Here is a 19331-nt window from a genome sequence, read left to right as displayed (position 1 = left end):
GAGGCCTGCGTGAACACCGTCTTCACGCTGGCGTCCGTCCTCGCGTTCGCCGCCGGCTGGCACACGCTGCGCAAACGCGTCAAGGAAGGCCCGAAGCAGGGCGGCCGCCGTCCGAGCAGGCGGGCGTCATTGCTGGCCGTGGTGGCGGTGATCGGGCTGCAGACGGTGCTGTTCGCCCCGTCGGCGAACGCGGCGGCTTGTGGTGAATCGCCGAACCCGGAGCGGCCGGGGGCGGGCATGGTCGGGGCGCTCGACCCGCCGGAGGGACACGGCGAGCCGCAAAGCGCCTACATCGACTACAGCTACGCGGGCATGGTCTGGAACACCTACCAGACCAACTGCACCGCGCTTTCCGCGATCGCGTCCCCCAGTTCGACCATCGACACCTGGGCCGGGAACCAGCTGTTCAACGTCGGCAAGAACATCGTCGGCGCCACGAACTCGCTGCACTACACCGTCCTCGAGGGCGGATTGCTGAACCCGATTTACAACGCGGTCAAGTCGGGTGCGGAAAAGGTCTACAACAACATCTACGCGCAGCTGTTCGGCCTGGTCGCGCTGATCTTGTCGATCATGTTGTTCCGCAATATCTGGCGCGGCGATCTCGCCGGGGTCAGCAAGCGGGCGCTCTACGCGATGGCCGGGGTCTGGCTGGCGGCGTCCTCGCTGGCGATGCTGAGATATTTCGATCCGATCGACAAAGCGATCGTCCAGACCACCACGAACATCCAGGCCGGATTCGTCGATTCGTCGCAGGACCGGATCGTGCGCGACATCCTGCCCACGGACCTGCACAACCAGGTCGTCTACGACAACTGGCTGCGCGGCGAGTTCGGCTCGCCGACCGCTCCACAGGCCCAGCAATACGGCAGGCCGCTTTTGGACGCGCAGGCGTTCACCCGTGATCAGCTGGTGAACGGCGACGACGGCAAGCAAAACGTCGTCGACGCCAAGAAGGCCGCCTTCAAGGACATCTCCACGAAACTCGGCCCCGCCACCGGCTACTTCACCGGCGAGGCAGGCGGCCGCACCGGCGCCGGGTTCCTCGCACTGGGCCAGAGCCTCGTCTACTCGCTTTTCCAGTTGCTGGCCAAGGCGTCCGTGCTGCTCGCGCAGGTGCTGATCCGCCTGTTCGCGCTCACCGCGCCGCTGATCGGCCTGGTCGCGCTGCTGAACCCGGAGATCCTGCGCCGCGTGCTCAAGGTCGCCGGCGGCATCGCGTTCAACCTGGTCGTGCTGTCGGTGCTGGCCGGCGTGCACGCGCTGCTGCTGCAGGCGATCTTCGCCGCGGGCGACGGGCTCAACCTGCTGACCAAGATGGTTCTCGCCGGGCTCATCACCGTGCTGCTGTTCCTCGTCGGACGCCCGGTGCGGCGGCTGTGGCAGATGGTCGAGATGTCGGTCAGCATGGTCGGCGGCGCGGTGCCGTCGCCGGGCGGCGGGCTGTTCTCCCGGTTCCGCCGGAAGAACGAGCCGACGCCGCAGGACCAGTTCTGGCAGAACGTCCGCGACACCGACGACGTCGTGGACGGCGACCAGCGCGGCCCGATCGGCGCGACCGTCGGCGGCGGCCGGTACCGGCCCGAGGCGGCGGTTTTCGCCAGCTCGCAGCGGCTCGACAACGGCTCCCGGGCGGCTCGGCCCGCCGCGGCCTGGTCCGGTGCTCCGTGGCCGGGCGCGGTCGGTCCCGCGCAGTCCGCCGCGGGTGCGCTGCCCGCGGGCGGCGGGGGCGGTGCGCCGGCGTTCGGCCAGTACCACCCGGTCGCCGGTGCGCCCGGCGACTACGTGATGGCAGGCGCGCGGTGGCCGGTCAAGGAAAGCCGTCAGGTCGACACGTCCCCGGTCGCCGACCGGCGGTGGAGCGACGAACCGGAACCGGTGGTCGTCCCGTCGCGGATGAGCGCGCCGGACCGCGGGTATTCGGCTCCGGCCCCGGACCAGCCGGGGTTCACCGTGCCGACGCAGGGCATCCGGGCCCAGCCGCGGCGGGTGGATCCCGAGGTCGTGGCCGGGAAACCGGTGTTCGTGCTGTACCGCCCGTCGCGCGGCATCGAGGTCCGCGACACCGACCAGGTCATGGGGCGGTGAGGCGATGCCGATCCGCACCAACCGCGGCCGGACCGCGGTCTACCGCCGCCTGTGGGGCTTCCCGCTCCGTTCGCCCCGGCACCTCGTGGGCACGCTGGTGTTCCTCGCCGTGGTGATCACCGCGCTGGGGGTCGGCCTGCCCAAGATCCTGGGCAAACCGGCGTCCGCGCATCCGGGAGCGGCTCCGCCGAACTCCTCGGCCGGGCCGCACACCGGCGTCGCGGCCCCGGTGCCGAGCACGGAAACCCTGCCGACCCGGCTGTCGCAGCCGCTGGTCACCCCGACCTCGGCGCCCCCGAGCACGGACGCGCTGAACATCGCGAAACAGTGGGCGACCGCGTGGGTGCGCCATCCGGCGGGCATCTCGAACGCCGACTGGCTCAACGGGTTGCGCGCGTTCACCACTGACGAGTACCTCCCCGTCATGTCCACTGTGGACCCGGCGAACATCCCGGCGACCAAGGTCACCGGAGATCCGACGGTCGCGCAGTCCTACTCCAGTTCGGTCAAGGTCGTGGTCCCCACCGACGGTCCGAAACTCAGCATCACCGTGGTCAAAACCGCCGCGGGATGGCGGGTGTCGGACTATGACCAGGCGAGCTGACCGTGAAGCTGGCCATTCTCGTCTCGGTGGTGATCGCCGCCGTTTTCGCCACGGTGCTCACCACCAACGTCGTGCAGAAAGCGGTGACCGACCAGCAGCAGGCGGCGGCCGGCGGGATCGCGCTGACCTCGTGCGACGCCGCGATCGGCCCCACCCAGCCCGGCCAGCCGGAACAGGGCGGGGCGGACGCCGCGGAACTCGACCAGGAGTCGCGCAACACGGTCGCGCTGATCATCTCGATCGGCAAGCAGCGCAGCCTCGCGCCGCGCGCCTGGCAGGTCGCGATCCAGGCCGGGATGACCGAATCTCGGCTGCACAACGTGAACTACGGCGACCGCGATTCGCTCGGCATCTTCCAGATGCGCCCGTCGATGAACTGGGGCAGCGCGGCCCAGGTCACCGACCCGAACTACGCGATCAACAAATTCTTCGACGTCCTGCTCGGCGTCCCGGACTGGGAGAACCTGCGCCCCGGCGACGCCGCGCAGCGGGTCGAACGGTCCGGGTTCCCGGACCGTTACCACCGGTGGGAGGCCATGGCGGCCTCGCTGGTGCAGAACCTGGGCCAGATCGCCGACGTGGTCGGCTGCGGGCAGGGCATGGGAGCCGCGCTGCCGCCGAGCCAGGCCGCGGCGCAGGCGATCAAGTTCGCGCTCGGCGAGCAGGGCAAGCCCTACATCTGGGGCGCGACCGGCCCGGATTCCTATGACTGTTCCGGCCTGATGCTGCGCGCCTACGAGTCGGCGGGCGTGATCCTGCCGCGGGTGTCGAAGGACCAGTACAAGGCAGGCGCGATGCTGCCGGTGCGCGAAGCACAGCCCGGCGACCTGATTTTCCTCGCCACCGACCCGGCCGACCCGACGACCATCCACCACGTCGCGATGTACCTGGGAGACGGCAAGATCGTCGAGGCCCAGCAGACCGGCGTGCCGGTGCACGTGCGCCCGTTCTCGTTCGACGAGCACGAAGTCGTGCCGCAGGCGGTGCGCCCCGGCGTCTAGCATGGGTGCGGGAGGCACCGGCTCTTGACCCGCGGGTGCCCAGTACCGCGGGTCCGGATTCACCCCGAAGTCGCGGCCTGTCCACGAGCACGTGGCCGCGCGCTGGCAGAGGATGGCACACGTGGCACGGAAATTCGGCAAGCGAGGCAAGACCGGCCAGAGCGAGCCCCAGGACCCGGCGGCGCTGTTCGGCGCACCGCAGCCGCCGCGCCAGTCCGCGCACCCCGCGTCCAGCACCCCGTTGGCGGACCTGCTGAACCAGGGAATGCCCGGCGTCGACGGCGGGTACGTCGTCCTGCCGCGTTCCCTGGCCGAGGGCATGTCGCTTCCATGGCAACAGCAGATGGCGGCTTTGCTGGCCCAGTTCCATGCCGAGCACGCCCGGTTGTCGTGGCCGGTGTACCGGGTGGTCCCGTCCCGCTACGAGCGCCTGGTGGATCTGGACGAGGAGCAGTTGGCCGAGGCGGGCTACCTGGTGGAGATGGACGCCGAAGGGGAGATGGTCTACCGGGAACGGAGCGGCCGGAAGGTCCAGGACCCGGACCGGACGACTGTGCTGGTGTCCTGCCTCGACCCGATCCCGCGTCCGGCTGCGGCTGGTCCGGTGCCTTCGGGGGAGGCGCCGCCGGTGGGGCCGCTGGCCGCGGCGGTGCCGATGAATATCGGGCCCGCGCCGGTTTGGCGGTCTTCGGCTCCTGAGGGGGCGGTGGGGAAGCAGCCGAAGCCTGTCCAGGCCGCGGCGGCTCCGGGTACTTCGGAAGTCAATGGCCCGGCCCAGGCTCCTTCGCCGCCGGAAGCGCCGGTTTCGCCAGCTGAGCAGGCCTCGGAAGCCGCTGGTCCGGAGACAGCCTCGGTTCCTGCCGAGGAGACACCTCAGCCCAGTCCGGTTGTCGAAGCTCCGGCCGAAACTGCCGCTCCGCCTGCGGCAATACCGGCCGACTCCGCCGCGCAGCCCTCGATGCCCCCTGCTGCCCCAACGCCGGTCGATCCGCAGTTGCAGGCGAGGCAGGCATGGCAGCCGAAGCCGTACGTGCATGAGCCGCGTCAGCCCGCACGTCCGGCGGAACCGTTGCCGCAGCAGGGGAATCCGGCTGTTCCGCCGCACGGTCGGCATGAGGCGGCCCCGCCGTCCGGTTGGCATGGGCAGAACCCGGCGGTCCAGCAGAGTCAGGCTCCGCAGCCCGGGGCGCAGCAGTACGGCGCGGGTTCGCCCCCTGCTCAGCCCGCACCGGCGACACCGCCGGCGCCTGCGGCTCAAACCCCGCCCGTGCAACAACCGGTCACTCCGCCGGTGCCCACCGCGGAACCCGCACCTCCGCCCGCGTCCGGTGCGGCGCAACCGGTTCCGCCCGCACCTCCGGTACCGCAGGTTCCGTCGGCGACTGGCGCGGAGCCGATGAACCCGCCTGCACCTGGTGTGCCGCAACCGGTTCCGCCCACGAATCGTCCGGTGCAGCCGACGGCTCCCGCCGCACTCAACGTGGAGTCGGCGAATCCGCCTGCGCCTGCCGCATCACAACCGCTCCCTCCTGCGCAGCACCAGTCACCGCCAGCCGGTCCTGACGCGGAGTCGGTGACCCCGGCCGCGAGTCCTCCGGTGCAGCAGACGGCTCCTGCCGCTCCTAACGTGGAGTCGGCAAATCCGCCCCCTCCTGCCGCGCCGCAGCCGCCCCCGCCCGCTCCGGCGCAGCAGCCGACGGCACCTCCCGCGCCCGGCGCGGAGTCGGTGAACCCGCCTGGCCCTGCTGTTTCGCAGCAGCCCCCGCCTCCGAATCCTCCGGTGCAGCCGACGGCACCTCCCGCGCCCAGTGCGGAGTCGGCGACCCCGCCCGCCCCCGCCGTACCGCAATCCTCCGCGAATCCTCCAGCGCAGCCACCTCCCGCGGCGGGCGCACCGTTCCAGTTGCCGCAGCCCAGCGGCCGCCGCCGGTCGGCTGAGACTGGGCCGGACGGGCGGCCGTTGCCAGTCTTCCCGGGGCAGGAGACTGGTCCGGCCGGGCCGCCGCCGTCGCGGACGTATCGGGAGGAGCTGCCGGTCTTCCCGGGCAAGGAATCAGCGGTGCCGCCGGTGCCGGATTACGGCGCTTCCTCCCCGGCGGATGACGCGGCGACCCCGCCGCGCGGCATTCCGGTCGGGGACGCCCGCGACTGGTTCGACGAGCACCCCGACCACAGGGACGACGGCCCGGCCGACTTCGGGCCCACCGGGCAGCCCACGGAGGTTCCGTTCCGCTGGCGCAAGTGAGCGGGCAGGTGTCAGGCTGAACCCATGTCTGACGACCCGAACCCGGACCAGGGCTGGTACTACAACACCCGCACCCACGAAGTCGAGCACCTGGAGCGCAGCCGCGGAGTCGACCTCCTCGGCCCTTACCCGGACGAGGCCACGGCCCGCCGGGCGCTCGACATCGCCCGCGAACGCACCCGGCAAGCCGACGCCGCCGACCGCTCCTGGGACGGCGACTGACTAGCGGGAAAACCAGTTCTGGCGAGGCTGGGAAGCCGGGCAGCAGGAAACCGCCGACCGGACTGGGCGTCCGGTCGGCGGCGAGAACCCTTCGGTTATCCGGCTACCAGCGCCGGGTCCAGTACGAAGTCCGGGTCCACCTGCTCCGCCAGATCCGTCCCCGCGCGCCCGTTGCCCCAGGCCCGCGCGTTCCGCAGGTGGAATTCCACGCCCTGCCGCTGGTACCGGTTCCAGTCGCGCGGCGTGGTGTCCACCAGGTCCTGCATCGCGGCCAGCGTCGCCAGGTTGCGCGGTTCCAGTTCGCCGATCGGCCGGGTCGTTCCGCGTTCGGCGGCTCGGACGTGGCTCGACGTCGTCATCCAGCCCAGCAGAGCCGAACCCAGTTGCTCGGTCAGGAAGTCGACGTCGTCGCCGTCGGTGACCTTGTTGCCGACCGCTACCAGGTGCACCCCGAAGTCCCGGGCGTGATCCGCGTACTGACGGTAAACACCGACGCTGCGCAGGGTCGGTTCGCACACCAGGAACGTCACGTCGAAGCGGGTGAACAGGCCCGAGGCGAACGCGTCGGCTCCGGCGGTCATGTCCATCACGACGTACTCGTCCGTGCCGTCCACCAGGTGGTTCAGCAGCAGTTCGGCCGCGCCGACCTTCGAGTGGTAGCAGGCCACGCCGAGGTCGTCCTCGTCGAACTGGCCGGTGACGCCCAGCCGGACGGCGCCGAGCGGGCGGAAGCAGGCGTCGAAGATCGGGTTGTCCTCGAACGGCCGCACGAGCCGGGAGCCGCGGCCGGGCGGGGTCGTTTTGATCATCGCGTCGGCCGAGGGGATCCGCGGGTTGTCCCCGCGCAGGTACTCCTTGATCAGCGGCATGTTGTCGCCGAGGGTCGGCCACGCCAGCGCCTGTTCCTCGGTCGCGCCGAGGGCCACCGCCAGATGCTGGTTGATGTCGGCGTCGATCGCCAGCACCGGTTTGCCCGCAGCGGCCACATAAGAGACGAACAGCGACGAGAGCGTGGTTTTCCCGCTGCCGCCCTTGCCGACGAACGCGATCTTCACCGATCCGGCCCCTTCTGAAAATGAAGACGATTATCAATGCCAGGCAGGCTACACCCGACCGGCCCGCGCCCGAACGGGCGATCACCGGCGGTTCGGCGGGATAGTGTTGGACCGTGCCGCCACTCGTGCTGAGGACACCAGCGTCGGGAGGGGACTTCGGTCGTCTCCGGGCGGAGTTCGCGCTGCCGGAGTCGTTCGGGCCCGCGGTACTCGCGGAGGCCGAAACGGCGGTGCTCGATCCGCTCGCGTCGGCGGGCGGCCGTGAAGACGCCACCGACCTGCCGTTCGTCACGATCGATCCGCCCGGGTCCAAGGACCTCGACCAGGCGATGGTGATCGAGCGCAACGGCAGCGGGTTCCGGGTGCAGTACGCGATCGCGGACCTGGCGGCGTTCGTCCCGCCGGGCGGGGCGCTCGACCACGAGGCGCGGCGGCGCGGGCAGACGCTGTATCTCCCGGACGGCAACGTCCCGCTGCATCCGCCGGTGCTGTCCGAGGGCGCGGCCAGTCTGCTGCCGGGCGAGATCCGGCCGGCGGTGCTGTGGACGATCGACGTCGACGAGGCCGGGGAAATCGCCGCCACCCGGGTTCGGCGGGCGCTGGTGCGCTCGACCGAGCAGTTCGACTACGAAGGCGTCCAGTCGTCGCTCGACGCGGGACGGCCGCATCCCTCGGTGGCGGCGTTGCCGGAGCTCGGCCGGTTGCGGCGGAGTCTCGCGGTGCGGCGCGGCGCGGTCGAATTGCAGCTGCCGGAGCAGGAAATCAGCGGCGACATCGACGGCGGCTGGATTCTCGCGCGCCGCCCGCGGACGGTCGTCGACGCGTGGAACGCCGAAATCTCTTTGCTCACCGGGATGGCGGCCGCGCGGATCATGATCGACGCCGGGATCGGGGTGCTGCGGACACTCCCGTCCCCGGAGCCGGACGCGGTGGAATGGCTGCGCCGCTCGGCGACGGCGGTCGGGCTGGCTTGGCCGGTCGAGCTGACGGTGTCCGAGTTCCTGTCTACTTTGGACCCGGGACAGCCCGCGTCGATGGCGTTGTACGCGGACACCACGCGGTTGTTGCGGGGCGCGGGTTACACGGCCTTCGCCGGGGAATTGCCCGCGGTCACTACGCACGCCGGGATCGGCGGGGCGTACGCGCACGTCACGGCGCCGATTCGGCGGCTGGTCGACCGGTTCGGCACCGAGGTGTGCTTGGCGGTGACGGCAGGCCGCGAGGTGCCGGAGTGGGTGCGCGAGGCGTTGTCCGAGGTGCCGGCGCATATGTCCGCTTCGGACAGTCTGGCCGCGCGGGTCGAGCGTGCGTGCATAGATCAGGTCGAAGCGTGGGTACTCGCAGAGCATGTCGGTCATGAGTTCACCGCGGTGGTGCTGCGCGCGGACGAGACGCGGGCGGAGATCCTGGTCGAGAACCCGCCGGTGATGGCGAAGTGCTCCGGCGAGAAGTTCCCGGAGGGCGAGCGGATCGCGGTGCGGCTGACCGAAGTGGACGTCGAGCAGCGGAAGGTGTCGTTCGAACGGGTATGAGGAACGCGGAACTGGTCGATGATCTCGGCGAGCCGGTGCCGATCGAGGGCCCGCCGCGGCGCGTGGTGTCGCTGGTGCCGTCGCTGACCGAGGCGGTCGAGGCGAGCGCGCCGGGGCGGCTGGTCGGGGCGACGGACTATTGCACGCATCCGGCGGGTCTGGACGTGGCACGGGTCGGCGGGTCGAAGTATCCGAAACTCGACCGGGTGCTGGCGCTCGAACCGGATCTCGTGCTGGCGAACTCCGAGGAGAACCGGCCGGAGGACGTGGAAACCCTTCGTGCCAACGGGATCCCGGTGTTCGTCATGGCCGCTGCGGAGTCGGTGCCTGCCGCGCTGGGATCGTTACGGCGGATTTTCGCCCAGGTGTACGGAATTGACGAACCGGAATGGCTCGACACCGCGGACGAGCTGTGGCGCGAAGTAGCGCCGGTGCGGTATCGCGCGGTGATTCCGGTGTGGCGCAAGCCGTGGATCGTGTTGGGGCGCGACACCTTCGCTGGTGACGTGCTGCGCCGGGTCGGGATCGATAACGTCTACTCAGGACACTCCGAGCGTTATCCCCGGCCCTCGCTGGAAGAACTCCAGAAGACCGGGGCCGACCTGGTCGTACTGCCCGACGAGCCGTACGAATTCACCCAGGACGACGGCCCCGGCTTCTTCCCGGAGATGCGCCCGGTGCTGATCTCCGGGCGCTACCTCACGTGGTACGGACCGTCTCTCGTGGACGCCTACGCGGCGCTCAGAGAGTCAATCCAGTAAGGACAGTGACGCGCTCTTCGGTGAAGTCGGCCATCGCCGCGGCCGGGCCTTCCCGTCCGACGCCGGAGTCCTTCACGCCGCCGTAGGGCATCTGGTCGGCGCGGAAGCTCGGCACGTCGCCGACCAGCACACCGCCGACCTTGAGGCGTGCCGACACGTCGAACGCGGTCGGCAGGTCGCGGGTGAACACGCCGGTCTGCAAACCGAAGCGGGACGCGTTGATCCGCTCCACGCCGTCGTCCACAGAGGACACCCGGACCAGCGAAACCACCGGGCCGAACACCTCGTCCGCCATCACTGAAACGTCCTCGGGAACCTCGGAGAGCACGGTCGGCTCCACCGTCGCACCCGAACGGCCGCCGCCGGCCAGCAGCTTGGCGCCGGCGACAACCGCGTCGGTGACCCAGGTTTCGACCCGCGAAGCAGCCGCCTCGTTGACCAGCGGGCCCACGTCGACGCCGTCCTCGCGCGGGTTTCCGGTGCGCAGCGCGGCAACCTGCTCGAGGACCTTCTTCTGCAGCTCGTCGTAGACGTCGGTGTGCGCGTACACGCGCTGTACCGAAATGCACGACTGTCCGGCCTGGTACATGGCGAACGTCGCGATCCGCTGCGCGGCGAAGTCCAGATCGGTCCAATCCGGACAGACCAGCACCGCACCGTTGCCGCCGAGTTCCAGCGCGACGTGCTTGCGCGGCACGGTGTCGCGGATCGCCCAGCCGACCGGCACCGAGCCGGTGAACGACACGACCGGCAGCCGCGGGTCCTTGACCAGATCGGCGGTTTCCTCGTTGCCCAGCGGCAGGATCGACCAGCTGCCCGCCGGAAGATCGGTCTCGGCGAGGATCTCGCCGAGCAGCAGCGCGCTCAGCGGCGTCGCCGGGGCGGGCTTGAGCACGATCGGCGCGCCGACCGCGATGGCCGGGGCGACCTTGTGCGCCACCAGGTTCAACGGGAAGTTGAACGGCGTGATGCCCAGCACCGGCCCGCGCGGCACGCGCCGGACGAGCGCGAGCCGTCCGGTGCCGCCCGGGTCGGTGTCGAGGCGCTGCAGTTCGCCGGAGAACCGGCGAGCCTCCTCGGACGCCCAGCGGAACGTCGACACCGCACGGCCGACCTCGCCGCGCGACCACTTCAGCGGCTTGCCCGATTCGGCGGTGATCAGCTGCGCGATCTCCTCCGTCCGTTCGGAAAGCCGCCGCGAGATGTGGTCGAGCGCGCCCGCGCGGACGTGTGCGGGCAGCGTCGCGAACTCGTCGGCGACGTCGGCTGCGGCCTGGACCGCGGCCTCCACTTCGGACGGTCCGGGCACGTAGTGCGAACCGGCTTCGGAACCGTCGAACGAATGCCGGACGACGGTCGTTTCGCTGCTGGTTACCGGCTTTCCGGCCACCCAGAACGGGAAAGTCACTTGCGGGCCTCCGTGGCGATCGCGTACTCGAGAACGGCGAGGCCTTCGTCGAGCAACTCGTTGGACAGGGACAGCGGGGGAAGCAGGCGGACGACGTTGCCGTACGTGCCGCAGGTCAGCACCACGACACCCTGCGCGTGGCAGGCGGCGGCGATGCGCTTGGTGAGGTCGGCGTCCGGCTCGTTCGTGCCCGGCTTGACGAATTCGGCCGCCAGCATCGCCCCGCGTCCGCGGATATCGCCGATCACGCCGGTTTCCGTGGCCAGCGCCCGAAGCCGCGGCAGCACCAGTTCCTCGATGCGCTTCGCGGAACCGGTGAGGCCGTCCTCGCGCATGGTCTCGATCGCGCCCAGCGCCGCGGCGCACGCGATCGGGTTGCCGCCGTAGGTGCCGCCGAGCCCGCCCGGGCCGACCGCGTCGAGCAGTTCCGCGCGCCCGGTCACCGCGGCGAGCGGCAGCCCGCCCGCGATGCCCTTGGCCGTGCACACCAGGTCGGGGACGACGTCCTCGTGCTCCGAGGCGAACCAGTTTCCGGTGCGGCAGAAGCCGGTCTGCACCTCGTCGGCGACGAACACGACGCCGTTCGCCTGGCACCACGAGGAAATCGCGGGCAGGAAGCCGGGTGCGGGCTCGATGAACCCGCCCTCGCCCTGGATCGGTTCGAGCACGACGGCCGCGACCTGGTCGCCGCCGATCTGCTTCTCGATCCGGTCGATCGCCTGCCGCGCGGCCTCCGGGCCGGCCAGCCCGTCGCGGTACGGGTACGAGCCCGGCACGCGGTAGACCTCGGGCGCGAACGGGCCGAAACCGTGCTTGTAGGGCACGGATTTCGCGGTCATGCCCATGGTCAGGTTGGTGCGGCCGTGGTAGGCGTGGTCGAACACCACGACGGCCTGGCGACCGGTGGCGGTGCGGGCGATCTTCACCGCGTTCTCGACCGCTTCCGCGCCGGAGTTGAACAGCACCGACTTCTTCGCGTGGTCGCCCGGCGTCAGCTCGGCCAGCGCCTCGCAGACCTCCACGTAACCCTCGTACGGCGTCACCATGAAACAGGTGTGGGTGAACAGCGATGCCTGTTCGCGTACCCGGTCGACCACCTCGGGCGCGGAGTGCCCGACGCTCGTCACCGCGATCCCGGAACCGAAGTCGATCAGCACGTTGCCGTCGGCATCGGTGAGCAGGCCGCCGCTGGCGGAGGTGATGTAGGCGGGCAGCGTGGACGCGACCCCGGCGGCGACCGCGTTCGCGCGGCGCTCTTGCAGCGCCCGGGAGACGGGGCCGGGGATCTCGGTCTGCAGCCTGCGCTGCCGGGGTGCCGGAGCCTGCGGCTCGGCGGCGGTGCTGGTGGTCATGCCGCTCCTGCGTCGCGGGTCGTGAGTGCTGATCCCGGTTAGAACCGCGATAGGCACGCACGAGCTGTGAACTGGTCGCCCTCAGAATGGCCTCTGCACTGCCCACCGTCAGCCTGCCGTTCTGTCCAACTTGGCAGTTATAATTGGCCGTTATGGCACTCACCCTGCGCGCCCTCGCCGCCGAACCCGCGCTGGGCCTGCGCGTGGTCGCGGGCGAGGCCGGGCTGGACCGCCCGATCGGCTGGGTGCACCCCACCGAGCTGACTGACCCGCAGAGCTTCCTCGAAGGCGGCGAACTGCTGCTCACGACCGGTTTGACGCTCTACAGCGCGACGTACGCGCCTTACGTCCGGCGGCTCGTCGACGCGGATGTCGCCGGGCTCGGTTTCGGCGTCGGGCTGAGCCACGCGAAGGTGCCGGACGCGTTGGTGGCGGTCGCTGACGAGGTCGGGTTGCCGGTACTGGAGGTGCCGAGGAAGACGCCGTTCATCGCGATCACCCGTGCGGTCTCCCGGTCGGTCGCGGCCGACGAGTACGCCGCGACGGTGCGGATCGGTCGCGCCCAGCAGGAGTTGACCCGTACCGCGGTCGGGCGCAGCGGTGCCGGGGGAGTGGTGCGGCGGCTCGCGAGGCTCATCGACGGCTGGGTCGTGCTTTACGACTCCGCCGGACGCGTGCGTGAGGCGTCGTCGGCCAAAGCGCGCAGCGTCGGACTGGACGTCACCGGCCTTCGCGCGGGCACGCGCGTGGTTTCGCATGGCGACGACGAGGTCGTCATCCAGACTCTGCACACCCGGGGTGCGCTGGCGGTCGGTACTGCGGAACCGTTGGACAGCACCGGACGGCATATCGTCAACACCGCGGTATCGCTGCTTTCCCTTGCCCTGGAACAGGATCGCGCACAGCGGCTTTCGCTGTCGCAGTTGCATAGCGGCGTGCTGGAACTGCTCGCCGCCGGACAAGACGAACTGGCCCGCGAGGTGGTACCCGACCTTCCGCCGGAACCGTGGACGGTGCTGGCCGTAAAAGGGAGCAAGGCCGCCCGAAACACCCTGTACGAACGGCTGGAAACCCTTGCCGGGCAGGTGTTCGCCGCGCATCGCGGGGACAAGTTGATCGTCCTGGCGGAGAACGACGAGGTAAGCGCGATCGTCGCGGAGACCGGAGAGTTCCACAGTGGACTGTCCGCCGGAGAGTTCCCGACCGCGTTAAGGCAAGCGGAAGAAGCAGCGGAAGCGGCACGGACCCAGCGCGTGCCGATGCTGCGCTACGCCGATCATGCCGGGGCCGGGCTCCTCGGCCTGGTCGATCATCAAGCCGCGCAAGCGTTTTCCGATCAGCTGCTCGCGCCGGTAAGGGAATTCGACCGGACCGGCCGCGGCGACCTGGAACTGTCGCTGCGCTGCTGGCTCGAACACCACGGCCATTGGGACCTCGCCGCGACGAAGCTCGGCGTGCACCGGCACACCTTGCGCAACCGCGTCACCAAAGCCGCCGACCTGCTGGGCCGGGACCTCGACGCGCCGGGCGTCCGCGCGGAATTGTGGTTCGCGCTCCAGGTCAGGTCGTGACCAGCAGCGTGATCGGCGAATCCCCGCAGCGCCGCAACGTCATCCCGCCCGGCGCCGTATACGGTTCCGCGCCGGATGCCCACCAGGCAGGCACGTCGATCTCGCGCACCAGCGACCCAGTCGCCTTCCGCACGCTGTTCGACACGATCACCCGTCCCTGCGCGTTCAGCAGCGCGGCCGTCCGGCCGAGTGCGCGCAGCCGCCGGCTCACCGTGCGCTCGAACTCGCGCACATACACGTCCGCACCAACGACTCCGGCGAATTCCTCACCGCGCGTAACGGGAACGGTGAAGGTCAGCGTGTACTCGTCGGTGCAGAGATAGTCCACGTATGGCCCATTGACATGCCGCCGCCCGCTGTCGCGCGGGACGGTGAACCAGGATTGCCGCGTGTAGTCAAGGAAATTGGGACTCTCCGGATCGAGGCTGATGAACAGCTGTTCCGGCGAACCGTCGTCGGTGCGGCACGAGGTCCACCATTCGAAGCCGAGTTCTTGATCGGCAAGGACATTCGGCGCGCTCACGAAGCCCGCGCCGACCACCAGGCCGCCGAGCGCCTCGATGACCTGCGGCCGGATCGTGTGCAGCGCTTCGGCGGACAGGTCGCCGGATTCGGCGAGCAGGGTCTCGGCAGCGGCGAGAACCGGCTTCAGGCGCGCGAAAATCTCCTCGACGAGGGCGGAAACCTGGGTCACTACCTCTTCGCCGGTCAGCGTGTGGGTGTCGGTCACGATGCTCACCTCGTGATGCGGGTCATCGGAGCTTACGGCGTTTCGAGGGTCAGGTGCAGATCCGCGAGCCGGTCGAGCGCTCCGAGGAGGTGGTCTTCGGTCAAGGCGCGCGCCCGGTCGCCGTCGGCCGAGGCGATCGCGGAGACGATCGCCAGGTGCTCAGCGTAGGACCCGCGGCAGGTTTCCTTGTCGCCGAGGGGCGCCCACAGCAGTACGCCGTGTTCGCTCTGCAGCTGAACTTCCTGGTTGGTGAGCCGCGGGGACTGTGCGGCGGCCGCGACTTCGAGGTGGAAGTGCCGTTCCGCGCGGGTCGCGTCGGGGCCGCTCGCGCCGAGGAGGTCTTCCGCGGTGAGGCGCAGCCGTTCGAGATCTTCGGGAGTGCTGCGTTCCGCGGCGAGCTTCGCGGCCGAGCCCGCGACGGCGAGGTAGTGGTCGCCGAAGTCGCGAAGTTCAGCCATTGAGACCAATCGCAGGCGTTCGGCCCACGAGCTCTGTGCGGGCCAGTCCGGGGTGCGCACGAAGCTGCCGCCACCGCGTCCGCGCCGCGTTTCGACGAGACCCTGCTGCCGCAGCACCGCGAGCGCCTCGCGCACGGTGACCGTGGAGACGCGGAACTGCGCGGCGAGTTCGGCCTCGCTCGGCAACTGCTCGGCGTCGTCGAGGAGACCGAGCGTGATGGCGTCGAACAGCCGCGCCGCGACCGCTTCCGCGCGCCCCACCTGTTCAAGCGGAGCGAACATCGCCAGTCGTGCGCTGTTCGACATCTCCTTGCGCATCGTTGGTCCACCCGTCTCGGCATCCGTTGGAGCCAATCCTGCCCCAGGGCCTTGTCATTTGAAATATGGAGTTATATGTTTCATCCTGCCACGGAGAGTCAGGAGGCGCACGCGTGCAGGAGTTGAAGCACTACGTCGGCGGGACCTACGTCGACTCGCTGTCCGGAAAGGTCGCGGAAATCGTCGACCCGGTTACCGGCCGTGCGTACTGCACCGCGCCGGTGGCCGGCGCCGAGGACGTGGACCGCGCGCTGAAGGTCGCCGCGGAAGCGTTCGAAAGCTGGCGCGAGACCACCCCGGCGCAGCGGCAGCTCGCATTGCTGAAGATCGCTGACGCGCTCGAGGCGCGCGGCGAGGAGATCATCCGCGTCGAAGCGCAGGACACCGGCAAGCCCTTCGCGCTGACCATGGAGGAGGAGCTGCCCGCGGTCATCGACCAGGTGCGCTTCTTCGCCGGTGCCGCGCGCGTGCTCGAAGGCCGCTCGGCAGGCGAGTACATGGAAGGCCACACGTCGTTCATCCGCCGCGAACCGGTCGGCGTCTGCGCGCAGGTGACGCCATGGAACTACCCGCTGATGATGGCGATCTGGAAGATCGCGCCCGCGCTCGCCGCGGGCAACACCATCGTGCTCAAGCCGTCCGACACCACGCCCGCCTCCACGCTGCTGCTCGCCGAGATCTGCGGCGAGCACCTGCCCGCGGGCGTGTTCAACGTGATCTGCGGCGACCGGGACACCGGACGGGCGTTGGTGGAGCACGACATTCCGGCGATGGTGTCGATCACCGGTTCGGTGCGAGCGGGCATCGAGGTCGCCGGCTCGGCGGCGCACGACGTCAAGCGCGTGCACCTCGAACTCGGCGGCAAGGCACCGGTGATCGTGTTCCCGGACGCCGATCTCGAAGCGGCCGCCGAAGCCATTGCCGCGGCCGGGTATTTCAACGCGGGCCAGGATTGCACGGCCGCCACTCGCGTGCTGGTCCATGACGACGTGCACGACACTTTCGTCAACGCGCTCACCCGCCAGGCCGAGGCGAACAAGACCGGCACGGGCGAGGACGTCGCCTTCGGTCCGCTCAACAACGCCGCACAGCTGGAAAAGGTCTCCGGGTTCATCGACCGGCTGCCGGAGCACGCGACCGTCCACTGTGGAGGACGGCGATCCGGCGACGAGGGCTATTTCTACGAGGCCACCGTGGTTTCCGGTCTCCGCCAGGACGACGAGATCATCCAGAACGAGGTCTTCGGCCCGGTCATCACGGTCCAGCGGTTCACCGAGGACGACGAAGCGCTCAAGCACGCCAACGGGGTTCCCTACGGTCTCGCCTCCTCGGTGTGGACCAAGGACCACCAGCGCGCCATGAAGTTCTCGGCGAAGCTCGACTTCGGATGCGTGTGGATCAACACGCACATTCCGCTCGTGGCCGAGATGCCGCACGGCGGGTTCAAGCGGTCCGGCTACGGCAAGGACCTCTCGCTGTACGGCCTGGAGGACTACACCCGCGTCAAGCACGTGATGAGTGCGCTGTAGCCGTCGTGACCAGATCCATCGGAAGGCCTGTCATGCCCCATCAAGCCCCCGCCGAGACCCGGCCGCCGGGAAGGCGTCCGCAGACCGGACAGCCGGCGATCCGGCTCACCGGACTGGAAAAGCACTTCGACAAGGTGCGCGCCGTGGACGGGGTCGACCTCGACATCCCGCCCGGCGAGTTCTTCTCGATGCTCGGCCCGTCCGGTTCCGGAAAGACCACCGTGCTGCGGATGATCGCCGGGTTCGAACTGCCCACCGCGGGCACGATCGAACTCGAAGGCAAGGACGTCAGCCAACTGGCTCCGTTCGACCGCGACGTCAACACGGTTTTCCAGGACTACGCGCTCTTCCCGCACATGACGGTGCAGCAGAACGTGGAGTACGGCCTGAAAGTCAAGCGGGTCGCGAAAGCGCAGCGCCGCGACCGTGCGAAGGAAGCGCTGCGCACGGTGCGGCTGGAGGACTTCGGCGACCGCAAGCCGTCGCAGATGTCCGGTGGGCAGCGCCAGCGGGTCGCGCTCGCCCGCGCTCTCGTAAATCACCCGAAAGTGTTGCTTTTGGATGAACCCCTTGGCGCACTTGACCTGAAGCTGCGCCAGACCATGCAGGTCGAGCTCAAGCAGATCCAGCGCGAGGTCGGCATCACCTTCGTCTTCGTCACCCACGATCAGGACGAGGCGCTCACCATGAGCGACCGGATCGCCGTGTTCAACGCGGGCCGGATCGAACAGGTCGGTACTCCGGTCGAAGTTTACGAGCGCCCGGCAAGTGCTTTCGTAGCAGGGTTTGTCGGCACATCGAACCTGCTCAGCGGGCGCAGCGCCGAGGCGGTGATCGGCAGGCCGGGCGTCTACAGCATCCGGCCGGAGAAGATCCGCATCGACGGAGACCTTGCGTCTCCGGCCGGTCCCGGAGAGACTTCTGCGACCGGTTCGGTTACGGATGTCGTTTATGCCGGTTCGACGGTGCGCTACGCTGTCGCGCTCGATGCCGGGGGCCAATTGTCCGTTGTCCGCCAGAACACCAGCGAGCCGACCGAGTTCGCCGACGGTCGCGTCCGCCTGCGCTGGCGCCGCGAACACAGTTTCCGGGTCCCCGAAGCCGGCTAGTTCCTCACGGGAAGGTTTCTCTCGCTATGAAGAACAGGAAGACGCTGCTCGCAGGACTGTGCGGCGTAAGCCTCCTGCTCGCTGCCTGCGGCACCTCGGGCTCCGACTCCAAAGCGGGGTCGGCGCCGGGCGCACAGGGCTTCACGCCGCCGAAGCTGAACGCGCTGACGCAGCTCGGACAGCCGGAAGGCCAGCTGAACGTGCTCGCGTGGCCCGGTTACGCGGAAAACGGCTCGAACGACCCGAAGGTCAACTGGGTCACGCCGTTCGAGCAGCAGACCGGATGCAAGGTCAACGTCAAGCCGTTCGGCACCTCGGACGAGGCCGTGACGCTGATGAAGACCGGGCAGTACGACGTGGTGTCCGCGTCCGGCGACGCCTCGCTGCGGCTGGTCGCCTCGGGTGACGTCGAGCCGGTCAACACCGCGCTCGTCCCGAACTACAACGACATTTACCCGTTCCTCAAGAACAAGTCGTGGAACAGCGTCAACAACGTCGCCTACGGCATCCCGCACGGCTGGGGCGCGAACGTCCTGGCCTACCGCACCGACAAGGTGCAGCCGGAGCCGAAGTCGTGGTCGCCGATGTTCGACGAGAAGTCGCAGTTCAAGGGCAAGGTCATCGCCTACGACTCGCCGATCTACATCGCCGACGCCGCGCTGTACCTGATGGCGCACCAGCCCGACCTCGGCATCAAGAACCCGTACGCCTTGGACGACAAGCAGTTCAAGGCCGCCACGGACCTGCTCAAGAAGCAGCGCCCGCTGGTCGAGGAGTACTGGTCGGACTACCTCAAGGAAACGCAGTCGCTCAAGAGCGGCGACGGCGTGATCGGCACGGCCTGGCAGGTGACGGTGAACCTCGCGAAGAGCGAGGGCGCGCCGGTCGCGGCCACGGTGCCGAGCGAGGGTGCGACCGGCTGGTCGGACACCTGGATGGTCTCCGCGAAGTCGCAGCACAAGACGTGTGCGTACAAGTGGATGGACTACATCACGAGCCCGAAGGTGAACGCCCAGGTCGCCGAGTACTTCGGGGAGGCCCCGGCGAACTCCAAGGCCTGTGCTGAGTTCAAGGACAAGTCGCTGTGCGACACCTACCACGCCAACGACGCCGCGTACGCCGCCAAGATCCAGTACTGGACCACGCCGATCCCGCAGTGCCTCGACGGCCGCACGGACGTCAAGTGCAAGGACTACGGCGACTGGACCCGGGCCTGGACCGAGATCAAGGGTTGATGTGACTCTCGCGGATGCCGGTACCCACCGCGCCGGCATCCGCGAGCCCGCCGGGGGCTGCGGGCCCTCCCCAATGTTCCCGCAGCCCTCGGCTTTTCTCCCTTCCACACCCG

16 protein-coding genes are annotated in these 19331 nt (G+C 69.5%); 11 read left to right on the top strand and 5 right to left on the bottom strand.

Annotation, left to right across the window (positions count from 1 at the left end):
* The first annotated feature begins 9 nt into the window (after positions 1–9).
* The 5 genes from H4281_RS41490 to H4281_RS41470 all read left to right on the top strand — a co-directional run bounded on the left by H4281_RS41490 (position 10) and on the right by H4281_RS41470 (position 6160).
* Positions 10–2088 carry a magnesium transporter gene (locus H4281_RS41490; RefSeq protein WP_182896331.1) on the top strand — a complete coding sequence of 693 codons (2079 nt, stop codon included), beginning with the start codon at positions 10–12 and terminating at the stop codon, positions 2086–2088.
* A 4-nt stretch (positions 2089–2092) separates the two neighbouring features.
* Positions 2093–2692, top strand: a complete 600-nt coding sequence (locus H4281_RS41485) for a hypothetical protein (RefSeq protein WP_182896330.1) — start codon at positions 2093–2095, stop codon at positions 2690–2692.
* 2 nt (positions 2693–2694) lie between these two features.
* Positions 2695–3693, top strand: a complete 999-nt coding sequence (locus H4281_RS41480) for a C40 family peptidase (RefSeq protein WP_182896329.1) — start codon at positions 2695–2697, stop codon at positions 3691–3693.
* Positions 3694–3814: 121 nt separating this feature from the next.
* Positions 3815–5938, top strand: coding sequence for a hypothetical protein (locus tag H4281_RS41475; protein WP_182896328.1), 2124 nt, complete (start codon positions 3815–3817; stop codon positions 5936–5938).
* A 24-nt stretch (positions 5939–5962) separates the two neighbouring features.
* Positions 5963–6160, top strand: coding sequence for a hypothetical protein (locus H4281_RS41470; RefSeq protein ID WP_037815747.1), 198 nt, complete (start codon positions 5963–5965; stop codon positions 6158–6160).
* A 95-nt stretch (positions 6161–6255) separates the two neighbouring features.
* Here H4281_RS41470 and H4281_RS41465 read toward each other — a convergent pair whose 3' ends face one another.
* Positions 6256–7215: an ATP-binding protein gene (locus H4281_RS41465; protein WP_182896327.1), complete on the bottom strand. Its 960-nt coding sequence runs from the start codon at positions 7213–7215 to the stop codon at positions 6256–6258.
* Between the two features lie 113 nt (positions 7216–7328).
* Between H4281_RS41465 and H4281_RS41460 the strand changes: the two genes are divergently transcribed.
* On the top strand, positions 7329–8747 hold the full coding sequence (locus tag H4281_RS41460; protein WP_376772023.1) for an RNB domain-containing ribonuclease: 1419 nt from the start codon (positions 7329–7331) through the stop codon (positions 8745–8747).
* Complete coding sequence (locus H4281_RS41455) at positions 8744–9508, top strand: helical backbone metal receptor (protein WP_182896326.1); 765 nt, start codon at positions 8744–8746, stop codon at positions 9506–9508. Before H4281_RS41460 ends, H4281_RS41455 begins: the two co-directional genes overlap by 4 nt.
* Here the strand turns inward: H4281_RS41455 and H4281_RS41450 are convergent.
* The gene (locus tag H4281_RS41450) at positions 9489–10916 is read right to left on the bottom strand and encodes an aldehyde dehydrogenase family protein (protein ID WP_182896325.1); all 1428 of its coding nucleotides are present in this window, start codon (positions 10914–10916) and stop codon (positions 9489–9491) included. The two genes, H4281_RS41455 and H4281_RS41450, sit on opposite strands and share 20 nt — an antisense overlap.
* Positions 10913–12268, bottom strand: coding sequence for a 4-aminobutyrate--2-oxoglutarate transaminase (gene gabT / locus H4281_RS41445; protein WP_182896324.1), 1356 nt, complete (start codon positions 12266–12268; stop codon positions 10913–10915). Before gabT ends, H4281_RS41450 begins: the two co-directional genes overlap by 4 nt.
* 152 nt (positions 12269–12420) lie before the next feature.
* Here gabT and H4281_RS41440 point away from each other — a divergent pair, with 152 nt between their 5' ends.
* Positions 12421–13839 (top strand): PucR family transcriptional regulator, encoded by a 1419-nt coding sequence (locus tag H4281_RS41440; RefSeq protein WP_182896323.1) that lies wholly within the window; start codon positions 12421–12423, stop codon positions 13837–13839.
* On the opposite strand, the gene H4281_RS41435 is transcribed toward H4281_RS41440, so the two are convergent.
* Entirely contained in the window at positions 13829–14569 is a 741-nt protein-coding gene (locus H4281_RS41435) for a cache domain-containing protein (RefSeq protein WP_182896322.1), read from the bottom strand. The two genes, H4281_RS41440 and H4281_RS41435, sit on opposite strands and share 11 nt — an antisense overlap.
* 32 nt (positions 14570–14601) lie before the next feature.
* Positions 14602–15345: a FadR/GntR family transcriptional regulator gene (locus H4281_RS41430; protein ID WP_182896321.1), complete on the bottom strand. Its 744-nt coding sequence runs from the start codon at positions 15343–15345 to the stop codon at positions 14602–14604.
* Between the two features lie 113 nt (positions 15346–15458).
* Between H4281_RS41430 and H4281_RS41425 the strand changes: the two genes are divergently transcribed.
* Genes H4281_RS41425 through H4281_RS41415 form a run of 3 tightly spaced genes read left to right on the top strand, consistent with a single transcriptional unit; the run spans position 15459 to position 19218 of the window.
* The gene (locus H4281_RS41425; RefSeq protein WP_182896320.1) at positions 15459–16874 is read left to right on the top strand and encodes a gamma-aminobutyraldehyde dehydrogenase; all 1416 of its coding nucleotides are present in this window, start codon (positions 15459–15461) and stop codon (positions 16872–16874) included.
* A 32-nt stretch (positions 16875–16906) separates the two neighbouring features.
* Positions 16907–17983 (top strand): ABC transporter ATP-binding protein, encoded by a 1077-nt coding sequence (locus H4281_RS41420; protein ID WP_182896319.1) that lies wholly within the window; start codon positions 16907–16909, stop codon positions 17981–17983.
* A gap of 26 nt (positions 17984–18009) precedes the next feature.
* Complete coding sequence (locus H4281_RS41415; RefSeq protein ID WP_043834899.1) at positions 18010–19218, top strand: ABC transporter substrate-binding protein; 1209 nt, start codon at positions 18010–18012, stop codon at positions 19216–19218.
* Positions 19219–19331 lie beyond the last annotated feature (113 nt).

This window comes from Amycolatopsis dendrobii (assembly GCF_014145675.1).
Classification (GTDB): Bacteria; Actinomycetota; Actinomycetes; order Mycobacteriales; family Pseudonocardiaceae; genus Amycolatopsis; species Amycolatopsis dendrobii.
The sequence above is the reverse complement of the archived record's forward strand: the minus strand, read 5'-3'. Positions and strand labels throughout refer to the sequence as shown.

Bases quoted from the DNA above. Each gene is read 5' to 3' on its own strand.
- H4281_RS41485 (WP_182896330.1), top strand. From the start codon at position 2,093: ATGCCGATCCGCACCAACCGCGGCCGGACCGCGGTCTACCGCCGCCTG.
- H4281_RS41470 (WP_037815747.1), top strand. From the start codon at position 5,963: ATGTCTGACGACCCGAACCCGGACCAGGGCTGGTACTACAACACCCGC.
- H4281_RS41455 (WP_182896326.1), top strand. From the start codon at position 8,744: ATGAGGAACGCGGAACTGGTCGATGATCTCGGCGAGCCGGTGCCGATC.
- gabT (WP_182896324.1), bottom strand. From the start codon at position 12,268: ATGACCACCAGCACCGCCGCCGAGCCGCAGGCTCCGGCACCCCGGCAG.
- H4281_RS41440 (WP_182896323.1), top strand. From the start codon at position 12,421: ATGGCACTCACCCTGCGCGCCCTCGCCGCCGAACCCGCGCTGGGCCTG.
- H4281_RS41430 (WP_182896321.1), bottom strand. From the start codon at position 15,345: ATGCGCAAGGAGATGTCGAACAGCGCACGACTGGCGATGTTCGCTCCG.
- H4281_RS41420 (WP_182896319.1), top strand. From the start codon at position 16,907: ATGCCCCATCAAGCCCCCGCCGAGACCCGGCCGCCGGGAAGGCGTCCG.
- H4281_RS41415 (WP_043834899.1), top strand. From the start codon at position 18,010: ATGAAGAACAGGAAGACGCTGCTCGCAGGACTGTGCGGCGTAAGCCTC.